General features: G+C 71.0%; 13 protein-coding genes. 11 read left to right on the forward strand and 2 right to left on the reverse strand.

All coding sequences use genetic code 11. From position 1 onward, the window contains the following. Positions 1-32: 32 nt before the first annotated feature. The 7 genes from typA to Q9R26_RS09790 all read left to right on the forward strand — a co-directional run bounded on the left by typA (position 33) and on the right by Q9R26_RS09790 (position 8065). Positions 33-1955 (forward strand): translational GTPase TypA, encoded by a 1923-nt coding sequence (typA, locus tag Q9R26_RS09760; protein ID WP_182065228.1) that lies wholly within the window; start codon positions 33-35, stop codon positions 1953-1955. A gap of 100 nt (positions 1956-2055) precedes the next feature. Then, positions 2056-3249: an amidohydrolase gene (locus tag Q9R26_RS09765; protein ID WP_311227167.1), complete on the forward strand. Its 1194-nt coding sequence runs from the start codon at positions 2056-2058 to the stop codon at positions 3247-3249. A 117-nt stretch (positions 3250-3366) separates the two neighbouring features. Next, positions 3367-3915, forward strand: coding sequence for a hypothetical protein (locus tag Q9R26_RS09770; RefSeq protein WP_311227168.1), 549 nt, complete (start codon positions 3367-3369; stop codon positions 3913-3915). A gap of 19 nt (positions 3916-3934) precedes the next feature. Continuing rightward, complete coding sequence (locus tag Q9R26_RS09775; protein WP_311227169.1) at positions 3935-5119, forward strand: PIG-L family deacetylase; 1185 nt, start codon at positions 3935-3937, stop codon at positions 5117-5119. Positions 5120-5154: 35 nt separating this feature from the next. After that, on the forward strand, positions 5155-5472 hold the full coding sequence (gene fdxA / locus Q9R26_RS09780) for a ferredoxin (RefSeq protein WP_017887060.1): 318 nt from the start codon (positions 5155-5157) through the stop codon (positions 5470-5472). Positions 5473-5483: 11 nt separating this feature from the next. Further along, a complete protein-coding gene (gene dapC, locus Q9R26_RS09785; protein WP_311227170.1) occupies positions 5484-6602 on the forward strand; it encodes a succinyldiaminopimelate transaminase in 1119 nt (372 codons plus the stop codon). A gap of 164 nt (positions 6603-6766) precedes the next feature. Continuing rightward, on the forward strand, positions 6767-8065 hold the full coding sequence (locus Q9R26_RS09790; RefSeq protein ID WP_111046314.1) for a citrate synthase: 1299 nt from the start codon (positions 6767-6769) through the stop codon (positions 8063-8065). Positions 8066-8471: 406 nt separating this feature from the next. Here the strand turns inward: Q9R26_RS09790 and dapD are convergent, their stop codons facing one another. After that, a complete protein-coding gene (gene dapD / locus Q9R26_RS09795; RefSeq protein WP_311227171.1) occupies positions 8472-9437 on the reverse strand; it encodes a 2,3,4,5-tetrahydropyridine-2,6-dicarboxylate N-succinyltransferase in 966 nt (321 codons plus the stop codon). Positions 9438-9557: 120 nt separating this feature from the next. On the opposite strand from dapD, the gene dapE reads away from it, so the two are divergent. From dapE to Q9R26_RS09815, 4 genes are all read left to right on the forward strand, one after another. Then, the gene (gene dapE / locus Q9R26_RS09800) at positions 9558-10640 is read left to right on the forward strand and encodes a succinyl-diaminopimelate desuccinylase (protein ID WP_182065235.1); all 1083 of its coding nucleotides are present in this window, start codon (positions 9558-9560) and stop codon (positions 10638-10640) included. Continuing rightward, positions 10625-11869 (forward strand): hypothetical protein, encoded by a 1245-nt coding sequence (locus tag Q9R26_RS09805; RefSeq protein ID WP_311227172.1) that lies wholly within the window; start codon positions 10625-10627, stop codon positions 11867-11869. Before dapE ends, Q9R26_RS09805 begins: the two co-directional genes overlap by 16 nt. A gap of 147 nt (positions 11870-12016) precedes the next feature. After that, a complete protein-coding gene (locus Q9R26_RS09810; protein ID WP_017887054.1) occupies positions 12017-12187 on the forward strand; it encodes a DUF3117 domain-containing protein in 171 nt (56 codons plus the stop codon). A 123-nt stretch (positions 12188-12310) separates the two neighbouring features. Beyond that, complete coding sequence (locus Q9R26_RS09815; RefSeq protein ID WP_311227173.1) at positions 12311-13030, forward strand: AAA family ATPase; 720 nt, start codon at positions 12311-12313, stop codon at positions 13028-13030. Between the two features lie 27 nt (positions 13031-13057). Here the strand turns inward: Q9R26_RS09815 and Q9R26_RS09820 are convergent, their stop codons facing one another. After that, the gene (locus Q9R26_RS09820) at positions 13058-13690 is read right to left on the reverse strand and encodes a class I SAM-dependent methyltransferase (protein WP_311227174.1); all 633 of its coding nucleotides are present in this window, start codon (positions 13688-13690) and stop codon (positions 13058-13060) included. Positions 13691-13702 lie beyond the last annotated feature (12 nt).

Genomic DNA, 13702 nt, shown 5'->3' on the forward strand with positions numbered 1-13702 from the left:
GACACTCTCCCAGAAATTGAAGGATGTCCTGTATGGCGCTCGCCACCCGGTCCGACCTGCGCAACGTCGCCATCGTGGCACACGTCGACCACGGCAAGACCACCCTCGTCGACGCGATGCTCACGCAGACCAACTCGTTCGACGCCCACTTCGAGGGCGAAGACCGCATGATGGACTCGAACGACCTCGAGCGCGAGAAGGGCATCACGATCCTCGCGAAGAACACGTCGGTGCTCTACAACGGCAAGCACGCCGGTGAGTTCGGCGCGGGCGGTCCCATCACCATCAACGTGATCGACACCCCCGGCCACGCCGACTTCGGTGGCGAGGTCGAGCGCGGCCTGTCCATGGTCGACGGTGTCGTCCTGCTCGTCGACGCGTCCGAGGGTCCGCTGCCCCAGACCCGCTTCGTGCTCCGCAAGGCGCTCGCCGCGAAGCTCCCGGTGATCCTGCTCGTCAACAAGACGGACCGCCCCGACTCCCGCATCGACGAGGTCGTCTCCGAGTCGCAGGACCTGCTGCTCGGGCTGGCCTCGGACCTGTCGGACGAGGTCGACGACCTCGACCTCGATGCGATCCTCGACGTCCCCGTGGTCTACGCCTCGGGTCGTGCCGGTGCCGCGTCGCGCAACAAGCCCGCGGACGGCTCGCTGCCCGACAACGACGACCTCGAGCCCCTGTTCGAGGCCATCCTGCAGCACGTGCCGGCGCCGAAGTACGACGACCAGCACCCGCTGCAGGCCCACGTCACCAACCTCGACGCGTCGCCGTTCCTCGGTCGCCTCGCGCTGCTGCGCATCTTCCACGGCACGATGAAGAAGGGCCAGACGGTCGCGTGGGTCAAGCACGACGGCACCGTCGTCAACGCCCGCATCACCGAGCTCCTCATCACCAAGGCGCTCGAGCGCTACCCGGCCGAGTCGGCCGGCCCCGGTGACATCGTCGCCGTCGCCGGTTTCGACACGATCACCATCGGCGAGACCCTGTCCGATCCCGAGGACGTCCGTCCGCTGCCGACCATCACGGTCGACGACCCGGCGATCTCGATGACGATCGGCACGAACACCAGCCCGCTCGTCGGCAAGGTCAAGGGCCACAAGCTGACCGCCCGCATGGTCAAGGAGCGCCTCGACCGCGAGCTCATCGGCAACGTCTCGCTCAAGGTCCTCGACATCGGTCGTCCGGACGCGTGGGAGGTCCAGGGTCGCGGCGAGCTCGCACTGGCCATCCTCGTCGAGCAGATGCGTCGTGAGGGCTTCGAGCTCACCGTCGGCAAGCCCCAGGTGGTCACGAAGCGTGACGACAACGGCAAGCTGCTCGAGCCGTACGAGCACATGACGATCGACACGCCGGAGGAGTACCTCGGTGCGATCACGCAGCTCATGGCCGCTCGCAAGGGCCGCATGGAGAACATGACGAACCACGGCACCGGCTGGGTGCGCATGGAGTTCATCGTTCCGTCGCGTGGCCTGATCGGCTTCCGCACGTCGTTCCTGACCGAGACCCGCGGGACCGGCATCGCCAACGCGATCTCGCACGGCTACGACGAGTGGGCCGGCCCGATCCAGACCCGCATCAACGGCTCGATCGTGTCCGACCGCTCGGGTGTCGTCACGCCGTTCGCCATCACGAACCTGCAGGAGCGGATGACGTTCTTCGTCAACCCCACCGAAGAGGTCTACGAGGGCATGGTCATCGGCGAGAACTCGCGCGCCGACGACATGGACGTCAACATCACGAAGGAGAAGAAGCTCACGAACATGCGTTCGGCGAACGCCGACTCCTTCGAGTCGATGACGCCGTCGCGCCAGCTCTCCCTCGAGGAGTGCCTGGAGTTCGCGCGCGAGGACGAGTGCGTCGAGGTCACCCCCGACGCCGTCCGCATCCGCAAGGTCGAGCTCGACGCGCAGGCCCGCCAGCGCTCGTACGCCCGCCTGAAGCGCCAGGACGCGTAAGCACCGGCACGAGCAACACCCGCGGAGGCCCGTCCTCCGTCCGACGGCCCGGTCACCTGCAACAGGTGGCCGGGCCGTTCGCGGTTGTACCGTGGTCAGCGTGACTCTCGACCTGCTCTCGATCTACCAGGACCTGCACGCCCACCCGGAGCTCGGCTTCCAGGAGCACCGCACCGCCGGTGTCATCGCTGCGAAGCTCGCCGAGATCGGTGGGATCGAGGTGACGACGGGCGTCGGCGGCACCGGCGTCGTCGGTGTCGTGTCGAACGGCGAGGGCCCCGTGGTCTGGCTCCGCGCCGACATGGACGGCCTGCCCGTGCAGGAACGCACCGGCCTGTCCTACGCCAGCGAGCACGTCGGCACCGACGACGAGGGCCGCGAGGTCCCCACCATGCACGCCTGCGGCCACGACATCCACGTCACGTGGCTGCTCGGCACGCTCGAGCGCCTGGTCGCGACCACGGGGGACTGGCGCGGCACGGTCGTCGCCGTCTTCCAGCCTGCAGAAGAGGTCATCTCCGGCGCCCGCGCGATGGTCGAGGACGGCCTGGTCGAGCGGTTCCCGAAGCCGGACGTCGTGCTCGGGCAGCACTCCGCACCCGCACCGGTCGGCATCGTCGCGGTCGGCACCGGCCCCGTGATGGCGTCGAGCGACCGGCTGACGGTGACCTTCAACGGCCGAGGGGCGCACGGTTCGGCGCCGCAGGCCTCGCTCGACCCGGTCGTCACCGCGGCCTCGGCCGTCGTGCGGCTGCAGACCGTCGTCGCCCGCGAGGTCTCGCCGAGCGACGCGGGGGTCGTCACCGTCGGCAGCTTCCACGCCGGCACGCGGGCGAACATCATCCCCGACGAGGCCGTCATCGAGATCTCGACCCGCGCCCGCAACGAGGAGACCCGCCAGCGCATCATCGCCTCGATCGAGCGCATCGTCCGGGCCGAGAGCACGGCCGGTGGCCTGTCCGAGCCGACGATCGTGCGTGCACCGGGCGCCGAGGTCACCGTGAACGACGCCGCGGCCGCCGCCACCGTGCTCGAGGCGATCCGCGCCGAGGTGCCGGGAGCCCGCGACCTGGAGATCGGGCTCGCCATGGCGTCGGAGGACGTCGGTCAGCTCGCCACCGCCGCCGGAGCGCCGCTCGTGTACTGGTTCACGGGCATCACCGACCCGGAGCGCTTCCGCCGCGGCGAGGAGATCCCGAGCAACCACTCGCCGTTCTACGCGCCGCAGGCCGAGACCGCGATCCCGGTCGGCGTCGACGCCCTGGTCGCGGCGACGCGCGCCTACGTCGCCTGACACGTCCGTCGGGAAGGAGGCCCGGGGCGGCCCCGCCGCGCACGTGACCGCCCCGGGGACGGCACGTTCACAGCCAACTCGCGCCGGGCCTCCCGGCTCGTCCGTTACGGTCGCGCCATGCGTTCCCTCCGTACCCCGCTGATCGCCGCCGTCGCTGCCGGCATCGCCCTGGCCGGGCTCACCGGCTGCTCGACCCAGGCGGTGCAGCAGGCCACCGACCTCGGATCCTCCGTCGCGTCGAACGTGGCCGACGGGGTCGCCGGCATCGACGGCAAGGCGATCCAGGACGGCATGTCCTCGGTCGCCGGCGGCATCGACGGCGCGCTCGACACGGCGCTCAAGGGCGCCGACGTGACGTCCGACGGCAAGGTGCCCGACGGGTTCCCGTCGGCCGACGTCCCGCTCGTCGACGGCACCGTGCTCGGCGGGGGAGCCGGACCGAACGGCTCCGGGTGGGTCGCGCAGGTCCGGGCGGCCTCGGTCGACGACTTCCAGACCGCCGTGCAGCAGCTCACCGAGGCCGGGTACACCGAGTCGGCCAAGCGTGCCGACTCGTCGAGCGCGTTCGGCATGTTCCGGAGCGACGCCTACCGCGTCGTCCTGACCTTCTCGGAGGCCAAGAACAGCGGCGGCGTCACGGCGACCTACATCGTCACGCCCCGCTAGTCCCGTACCCTTGGGGACGATGTCGAAGGCCCCCGTCACACGCCCCGAGCGCGTCCTGATCGTGCACGCCCACCCCGACGACGAGACGCTCTCGTCGGGCGGGACCATCGCGACCCTGCTCGAGCGCGGCGCCGAGGTGACCGTGCTCACCGCGACCCGGGGCGAGCGCGGTGAGATGCTCACGGAGCAGTTGGCCCCGCTGGCTGGGGACCCCGCGCGGGTGGCACGGCACCGGGAGACCGAGATCGCCGCGGCCCTCGCCGCCCTCGGCGGTCCGCAGCACCTGTGGCTCGGCGGGCCCGGGGCCCGGCCGACCGACCTGCCGGAGCGCCGCTACGTCGACTCCGGCATGCAGTGGGGCCCGGACGGTCGGGCCACCGCCGCGGACGACGCCCCGGCCGACTCGCTGACCGCGGCCGACCTGGGCGAGGTCGTCGACGACGTCCGCGCGGCGATCCGCTCCACCGGTGCCGACGCGGTGATCAGCTACGCCGATGACGGCGGCTACGGGCACCCCGACCACGTGCGGATGCACCACGCGGCGCAGTACGCGGCCCGTGCCGAGGAGGTCCCCTTCTCGATGATCGTCGACCCCGCCAGCGGCCAGGCCGACGTCACGGTGGACGTCATGCCGGTCCGGGCCAAGGTGCGTGCGGCCGTCGAGCAGTACCGCTCCCAGGTCGCCGTCGACCCCGTGGACCCCGCCGACCCCGCGGCCCTGTCGTGGGTGATGCCGCACGGCGTCAAGCAGCACGCCCCGGCGGTCGAGGCGTTCCGGCACGACGCGGCCCCGCAGCCAGCGGCCCCGCAGACCTACGCCGAGATGTCCGGCCAGGGCAAGGCCGCGGCGGTCGTCGTCTCGCTGCTGCTCGGGCTGCTCGCCGGCGGGCTCGGGACGGTCACGCACCAGCAGACGCTCGGCGCGATCCCGGTCGGGCTCGTCGTCACCACCCTCATCGTGCTCGGCCTGACCGTGGGCGTGCGGCTCGTCTACCGCTCGCGGACGATGGTCGCCGCGATCGGCATCGGGATCCTCGTCGCGACGCAGGTGCTCGTGTCGGTCGGCGGGGAGAGCTCGCCGCTCGTCCTCGCCAACGCGGCCGGGTACGTGTGGACCTTCGCCCCCGCGGTGATCGCCGCCCTGGTCCTCGCGTGGCCGGACCTGTCGGGGCTGCGGTCCCGGACGGCCCCGGGCCGCGAGTAGACTCGAACCCGCTCGTCGAAGGGAGCACCCGAACCGTGACCTACGTGATCGCCCAGCCCTGTGTCGACGTCAAGGACCGCGCCTGCATCGACGAATGCCCGGTCGACTGCATCTACGAGGGTGACCGCTCGCTCTACATCCACCCGGACGAGTGCGTCGACTGCGGTGCGTGTGAGCCGGTCTGCCCCGTCGAGGCCATCTACTACGAGGACGACCTGCCCGACCAGTGGGCCGACTACTACAAGGCCAACGTCGAGTTCTTCGACGAGGTCGGGTCGCCCGGCGGCGCCGCGAAGGTCGGCGTGATCCACAAGGACCACCCCGTCGTCGCGGCCGAGCCCGTCCGCGGCTGACCGGACCCCTCGTGGCGCTCGACCTCCCCGACTTCCCCTGGGACCAGCTCGTCCCGTTCAAGCAGCGTGCCGCGGCGTACGAGGGCGGCATCGTCGACCTCAGCGTGGGATCGCCCGTCGACCCCACGCCCGAGGTCGTCCGCACCGCACTGGCCACCGCGACCGACGCGCACGCCTACCCGCAGGTCGCCGGCACCCCGGCGCTGCGGCAGGCCATCGCGGACTGGTACGGCCGCCGGCACAGCGTGGCCCTGACCGAGGCGAACGCGCTGCCGACGATCGGCTCGAAGGAGTTCATCGCGGGCCTGGCGCTCTGGCTGGGCATCGGCCCCGGTGACACCGTGGTGTTCCCGGCCGCCGCGTACCCGACGTACGAGCTCGGTGCCGCACTGGTCCGTGCGGAGGCCCTCGCGTCGGACGATCCCGCCGCGTGGCCGTCCACCACCAAGCTCGTGTGGCTGAACTCCCCGGGCAACCCGGACGGCCGTGTGCTGACGATCGACGAGCTCCGTGCCGCCGTGGTGCGCGCCCGCGAGCTCGGAGCCGTCATCGTCGGCGACGAGTGCTACGCCGAGCTCGGGTGGGACCCGGAGTACGCCACCACCCCGACCCCCACGATCCTGGACCCCCGGGTCGTCGGCGACTCGCTCGACGGCGTGCTGAGCGTGTACTCGCTGTCGAAGCAGTCGAACCTCGCCGGGTACCGTGCGGCCTTCGTCGCCGGTGACGCCGCGATCCTGGCCGACGTCCTGGCCGTCCGGAAGCACGCCGGGCTCATGCCGCCGCTGCCCGTGCAGCAGGCCATGGTCGTCGCGCTCCAGGACGAGACCCACGTGCAGCAGCAGAAGGCCCGCTACCGAGCGCGACGGAACATGCTCCGGCGAGCACTCGAGGGTGCCGGGTTCCGGATCGACCACAGCGAGGCCGGGCTCTACCTCTGGGCCACCCGCGGCGAGCCCGCAGTCGACACCGTGGCCTGGCTCGCCGACCGCGGGATCCTCGTCGCACCGGGCACGTTCTACGGTGCAGCGGGGGGCGAACACGTCCGCGTGGCCCTCACAGCGACCGACGAACGCATCGCCGCGGCGGCACAGCGACTGGCGAGCAGCCGTCGCCTCGGCACCGCGTAGCACGGACACGAGTGGTTCCGGTGGCGCCCGCAATCCGTGGGAACCACCAGATCGTCACCTGGGATGTGTGCACGACCGACAGGTGCCGCGATTAGGCTGTCCTCGTGACTGACACTGCCAATGACGCTCAGAAGACGGCCACACCGCCCACCACGCCCGTCCCCGTGAGTCCCGCCGCCGAACAGCAGGGCGCGACCGCGACGCTGACGTTCCCGGGTGGCACGGCGGAGTTCCCGATCCTGCAGAGCGTCGACGGCGCGTCCGCGATCGACATCTCGACCTTCAAGAAGCAGACCGGGATGAACACGCTCGACTACGGGTTCGTGAACACCGGTGCGACGAAGAGCGCGATCACCTACATCGACGGCGACCAGGGGATCCTGCGCTACCGCGGGTACCCGATCGACCAGATCGCCGCGAACTGCACCTTCCTCGAGGTCGCGTGGCTCCTGATCTACGGCGAGCTGCCGACCCCCGCCGAGCTCGAGCAGTTCGACGCCCGCATCCGTCGGCACACCCTGCTGCACGAAGACCTCCGCCGCCTGTTCGACGCCCTGCCGCACTCGGCGCACCCGATGTCCGTGCTGTCGAGCGCCGTGAGCGCCCTGTCCACGTACTATGAGGACGACATGGACGTCGACGACCCCGAGAAGGTCGAGCTGCAGACCGTCCGGCTCCTCGCCAAGCTCCCGGTCATCGCCGCGTACGCCCACAAGAAGGCCATCGGGCAGGCGTTCCTGTACCCGGACAACTCGCTGTCGTTCGTCGACAACTTCCTCCGGCTGAACTTCGGCACCATGGCCGAGACCTACAAGCCCAACCCGGTGCTCTCGAAGGCGCTCGAGCGGCTCCTCATCCTCCACGAGGACCACGAGCAGAACGCCTCGACCTCGACGGTGCGCATGGTCGGCTCGACGAAGGCGAACATGTTCGCCTCGATCTCGGCCGGCATCAACGCCCTGTACGGCCCGCTGCACGGCGGTGCGAACGAGGCCGTGCTCGAGATGCTCCAGCAGATCAAGGACTCGGGTGAGCCCGTCACGCGTTTCGTCGAGCGGGTGAAGAACAAGGAGCAGGGCGTCAAGCTCATGGGCTTCGGGCACCGCGTGTACAAGAACTACGACCCGCGCGCGAAGCTCGTCAAGGAGTCCGCGCACGAGGTCCTCGAGTCCCTCGGCGTGCAGGACGACCTGCTCGACATCGCGATGGAACTCGAGCAGATCGCGCTCGAGGACGAGTACTTCGTCAGCCGCAAGCTCTACCCGAACGTCGACTTCTACACCGGCATCATCTACAAGGCGATGGGCTTCCCGCCGCGGATGTTCACCGTCCTGTTCGCCATCGGGCGTCTGCCGGGGTGGATCGCCCAGTGGCGCGAGTTGAACAACGACCCGCTCAACAAGATCGGGCGCCCGCAGCAGCTCTACGTGGGGGCGCCCGAGCGCGACGTCCCCGAGCGCTGACCGACTCCGAACGCCCCGCCCCACGGTTCCGTGGCGCGGGGCGTTCGTGCGTGTGCGCAGAGTGCCGCCGTCCGGCAGGGACGCGCCGCTCACCTCCGCCGAGTGGTCGCGAACTGTCGTCCGGCGGGTGTCGAAACGACGGTTCGCGCGCCCTCGGCGCACGCGGACGGCGTGTTGTGACCACTCGCGGGGCAGGGCGGGCTCTGGACGCGACGGCCGGGAGGCCCGGTGCCGGTCTCGTGGACCGGCTCCGGGCCTGGCGTGCGTGCGTCGGTCTTCGTGAGGAGGCAGGACGTGCCGCTCACTTCCGCCGAGTGGTCGCGAACTGTCGTCCGGCGAGTGCCGGAGCGACGGTTCGTGCGCCCTCGGCGCGCGCAGGCGGCGCGTCGTGACCGCTCGCCGAGCGCTACGCGTGCAGCGCGGTGTTCAGCTGGATGCCCTCGCCCGTGCGTTGCAGCGCCTCGACGGCGCCGCTGATGCTGTTGCGGCGGAACAGGATGTTCGGGGTGCCGGAGAGCTCGGCGGCCTTGACGGTCTTCGGGGTGCCGTCGGGGTTCGTGGCCGCGCCGACCAGGACCACCTTCGTGCCCGCCGTGACGTAGAGCCCGGCCTCGATGACGGAGTCGTCGCCGAGCGAGATGCCGAGGCCCGCGTTCGCGCCGAGCAGCGCGCGCTCGCCGAGCGAGACACGGTGCGTGCCGCCGCCGGACAGCGTGCCCATGATCGAGGCGCCACCGCCGATGTCGGTGCCGTTGCCGACGACGACGCCCTGCGAGACGCGGCCCTCGATCATGGCGTCGCCGAGGGTGCCGGCGTTGAAGTTGACGAAGCCCTCGTGCATGACCGTCGTGCCCGGCGCCAGGTGAGCGCCGAGGCGGACGCGGTTGGCGTCGCCGATGCGGACGCGGTCCGGCACGACGTAGTCGAGCAGGCGCGGGAACTTGTCGACGGCGTGCACGGCGATGCCGGCGCGCTGCAGGGACAGGCGCAGGCGCGTCAGTGACTCGGGGTGCACCGGGCCGGCGTTCGTCCACGCGACGATCGGCAGGTGGCCGAAGACGCCGTCGAGGGAGACCTCGTTCGGACGGACGTGCAGGTGGCTCAGCAGGTGCAGGCGGAGGTAGGCGTCCGGGGTGCTCGTCGGGCCGGCGTCGATCGTGATCTCGGTGGTGACGGCCTCGATCCGGACCTCGCGGCGGGGGTTGTCACCGACGTGCGCCTGCAGCTCGGCGGGGAACACGGCGTCGGCGGGCAGGGCGCCGAGGTGCGTCTCCGGGTACCAGGTGTCGAGCGTCGTGCCGTCGGCGGCGATCGTCGCGAGGCCGTGGCCCCAGGCGTGGGTCGGGCGGTCGGTGGCAGTCGTGTCGGTCACGGCTCCAGGGTACCGAGCGGCCGTCGGCGGGCACCGTCCGGCCGGACTGCCGGGGCGGGTGGGGTCGCCGACCGTCCGGACTGCCGGGGCGGTGCGAGGGGCGGCCGGTAGGCTGCCCGCATGCCGGAGCACCTCGACCTCACCGCCTCGTCCATCGACATCACCCGTGCCATCTGCGACATCGAGTCGGTGTCCGGCAACGAGCAGGCCCTCGCCGACGCGATCGAGGCCGTGCTCGCACCGCTGCCGCACCTCGAGGTGATCCGCGACGGCGACGCGATCGTGGCGCGGACGAACCTGGGCCGCGACCGCCGGGTCGTCATCGCCGGTCACATCGACACGGTGCCGCTCAACGACAACCTGCCGACCGAGTTCCGGACCACCGAGGACGGCACCGAGATCCTCTGGGGCCGCGGCACCGTCGACATGAAGGCCGGCTGCGCGGTGCAGCTCAAGCTCGCGTACGACCTGGTCGACCCGTCGGTCGACGTCACGTGGGTCTGGTACGACCACGAAGAGGTCAGCGACGCCCTGAACGGCCTCGGCCGCCTGGCCCGGACGCGACCCGAACTCCTCGCCGCTGACTTCGCGATCCTGGGTGAGCCGTCCGGGGCGCAGATCGAGGGTGGGTGCAACGGCAACCTCCGCGCCGAGATCCGCACGTTCGGCAAGCGGTCGCACAGCGCCCGGAGCTGGATCGGCGACAACGCCATCCACAAGACCGCCCCGATCCTGGCCACCCTGGCCGCGTACGAGCCGCGGACCGTCACGGTCGACGGGCTCGAGTACCGCGAGGGCCTGAACGCGGTCGGCATCAGCGGCGGCATCGCGGGCAACATCATCCCGGACGAGGCGATGGTGCACGTGAACTACCGGTTCGCCCCCTCCCGCTCGGCCGACGAGGCCGTCGCCCACATCCGCGAGCTGTTCGACGGGTACGAGGTCACGATCGTCGACCTCGCCGCCGGTGCCCGCCCCGGGCTCGACGCCCCGCTCGCGCAGGACTTCGTTGCGGCCGTCGGTGGACCGGAGCCCCGTCCGAAGTACGGCTGGACCGACGTCGCACGCTTCTCGGCGCTCGGGGTCCCCGCGGTCAACTACGGCCCCGGCGAGCCGGTCTTCGCCCACCACGACGACGAGCAGGTCCCGGTCGCGCAGATCACCGCGGTCGAGGCCGGGCTGCGTCGGTGGCTGACGGCCTGACGACGGCGGGGGTCGCCCGGAAGACCCCTGCTCGGAACCGCTGGCGGGCCCGGTACCGGGTCGTCCCGTGGTGGGTGCGCATCACGGTCGTCTACGTGCTGGCGCGGCTCGTCACGGGCGCCATGATGCTCGCCTTCGCCCGCGTGCAGGCGGCGAACTCGTTCACCGTGCAGAGCCCGGGCTACCTGTCGTTCGCGTCGATCTGGGACGGCGCCTGGTACCGCGTGATCGCCACGGGCGGGTACCCGTCGACCCTGCCCGTCGACGCCGCAGGGCACGTGACCGAGAACGCGTGGGCGTTCATGCCCGCGTACCCGTTCCTGGTGCGCGCGCTCACGCTGCTCACCGGAGCGTCGTTCGAGTCCGTCGCGGTCTCGGTGTCGTTGCTCGCCGGACTCGGGGCCGCGCTGGTGTTCCGCCGGCTCATGGGACGGTTCCTCGACCCAGGACGGGCGACGTTCGCCACGGTGCTGTTCTGCGTCGCACCGGTGTCGGCGATGTTCCAGGTGGCCTACGCGGAGTCGATGGGTCTGTTCCTGCTGCTCGTCGCGCTGCTGCTCATGGTGGATCGACGGTGGTGGGCGATGCTGCCCGTCGTGCTCCTGCTCGGCATGACCCGACCGACGGGACTCGCCTTCGCGTTCCTGGTGGTGCTCTTCGTGGCCGCGTGGGGGATCCGCCCGGCCTGGGTGCGCTCGTCGGAACCGCTGACCCTCCGCCGGCTGGTACCGCCTGCGGTGGTCGCCACGGTGTCGGGTCTGGTCGGTCTGGCCTGGCCGGCCATCGCATGGGCGGTCACCGGCGTGCCGAAGGCCTACACGGACACCGAGCTCGCCTGGCGGTCGTCGTACATCGGCTGGAAGGAACTCGTGCCGTTCGCGCCGTGGGTGCAGGGGTTCGGGTGGTGGTTCGGACAGCCGGCGGGCACGGTGCTGCTCGTCGTCGTGCTCGTCGGGTTCGCGGCGTTCGTGGGCATGACGGCCGCACGTCGGATCGGCATCGAGCTCCGACTCTGGGGCGTGGCGTACCTGGTGTACCTGCTCGCGGTGTTCTTCCCGCAGTCGAGCACCTGGCGCATCCTCGTGCCGATCGCACCGCTGCTCGGCATCGTCGCGCTGCCGCGGTCGCGGGTGTACCGCGTGGCCGTCGTCGTCGCGTTCATCGGGCTGCAGTGGGTCTGGCTGTACTCCACGTGGTGGATCGACGGCTACGACTGGACCCCGCCGTGATCGATGCGGGGTGCCTGAGGCCCGTGGATCCGCGTTCTGCGGAGCATCCGAACGGCACATCCGACACCCCCAACCTGGGCGGTTTCGCAGTTGCCCCCTCCATACGGGATAATGGGGCTGCATTTACTGCACGAAAGGGGACATCTGATGGCAGCCATGAAGCCGAGGACCGGTGACGGGCCGATGGAGGCTGTTAAGGAGGGTCGACTCATCATCGTGCGGGTTCCGCTCGAAGGTGGAGGCCGCCTGGTCGTCTCGGTCAACGATGCCGAGGCCAAGGAACTCCACGACGCACTCGCTGAGGTCGTCTCGGCCTAGTACGTCGAAGCACCAGAACGGAAGGCCCGGAGCGTGTACGCTCCGGGCCTTCCGTCTGTCCGCCGACGATCCCGCGGCGGGAGCATCCCCGGCGCTGTCGGTCGGCTCCGGCAGGATGGGGCCGTGCCGAGGACGAGACTGCCGATCCGCCGCGTCGAGGAGTACGCGCCCGACCCGATGCCGCGCGATGTCTGGCCCGCGACCCTTGCGCCCGTCCGGCAACTCCTCGACGACGGGCTCGACCTCGCTCCGGTGACGGTGCTGGTCGGTGAGAACGGTGCCGGCAAGTCCACCCTGGTCGAGGCGATGGCGCTCGCCTTCGGCATGGGGCCCGAGGGCGGTTCGACGAAGTCCGGGCACAGCACCCGCCCGAGCGAATCGCAGCTCTGGGAGCACATCGCCCTGCACCGGGAGCCCGGCGCGGTGCGGTCCGGCTTCTTCCTGCGGTCGGAGACGATGCACGGGGTCTTCACCTACCTCGAACAGCACCCCGGGGGAGCCGAGCCGCTGTTCCACGAACGGAGCCACGGTGAGTCGTTCCTCGACTTCGTCATCCACCGGTCGCAGTGGCCCGGGCTCTGGATCCTCGACGAGCCGGAGTCAGCGCTGTCGTTCTCGGGGTGCCTGGCTCTGATCGGGCTCCTGCAGTCCATCGTCGAGACGGGTGTCGGCCAGGTCGTGCTCTCGACCCACTCACCCGTGCTCGCCGCGTTCCCCGGGGCCGAGATCCACGAGGTCGGCGAGTGGGGTCTGCGGCGCACCGGATGGCGCGACCTCGACCTGGTGCGGAACGAGCGTGCGTTCCTCGAGTCGCCCGGGCGGTACCTGCGGCACCTCGACTGACCTGCGCGAGCGTCGGCGGGTCGAGGGCTAGTTGGTGACCTTCGTCAACTGCAGCAGCCCGTCACCGGCGGGCGACAGCGCGCTCCGCACCGCACCCGAGGTCGACACCTCGGTCAGGAGCAGCCGGAAGTCCGTGGTGGCGCGGTCACGCTTCACCGGGTCGGCCACGCGCCCGCGCCACAGGGCGTGCGGCACCAGGACGGTGCCGCCCAGGCGGGCGAGGCGCAGCCCGTGCTCGACGTACTCGATGACGTGCTCCGGGTCGGCGTCGACGAGCACGACGTCGTACGACGCCTCGTTCATGCGGGGGAGCACCTGGTTCGCCCGACCGGGGATGAGCCGGATCCGTGCGGGAGCGGTACCGGCGCTGATGTAGGCGTCGCGGGCGAACTGCTGGTGGTCGACCTCGACGTCGATCGTGGTCAGGGTCGCGTCCGGGGCGCCGGCGAGCAGGTACAGGCCGGAGACCCCGAGGCCGGTGCCGATCTCGATGATGCTCGTGGCTCGCGAGGCTGCGGCGATGACCCCGATCTGCGCACCGATCGCGGGCGAGATCGGTTCGACCCCGAGTTCCAGGGAGTGCTCACGAGCACGGGCGATCGCCTCGGTCTCCGAGACGATGTCCTCGGCGAACTTCCAGTTCGACTCTTTCTCTGACACGCACACTCCGTT

Source organism: Curtobacterium sp. BRB10 (assembly GCF_031844325.1).
In the GTDB taxonomy this organism is placed as follows: domain Bacteria; phylum Actinomycetota; class Actinomycetes; order Actinomycetales; family Microbacteriaceae; genus Curtobacterium; species Curtobacterium poinsettiae_A.

Coding starts and splice junctions, on each gene's coding strand:
- typA (WP_182065228.1), top strand. CDS start 33: ATGGCGCTCGCCACCCGGTCCGACCTGCGCAACGTCGCCATCGTGGCA.
- Q9R26_RS09770 (WP_311227168.1), top strand. CDS start 3,367: ATGCGTTCCCTCCGTACCCCGCTGATCGCCGCCGTCGCTGCCGGCATC.
- Q9R26_RS09775 (WP_311227169.1), top strand. CDS start 3,935: ATGTCGAAGGCCCCCGTCACACGCCCCGAGCGCGTCCTGATCGTGCAC.
- dapE (WP_182065235.1), top strand. CDS start 9,558: ATGCCGGAGCACCTCGACCTCACCGCCTCGTCCATCGACATCACCCGT.
- Q9R26_RS09810 (WP_017887054.1), top strand. CDS start 12,017: ATGGCAGCCATGAAGCCGAGGACCGGTGACGGGCCGATGGAGGCTGTT.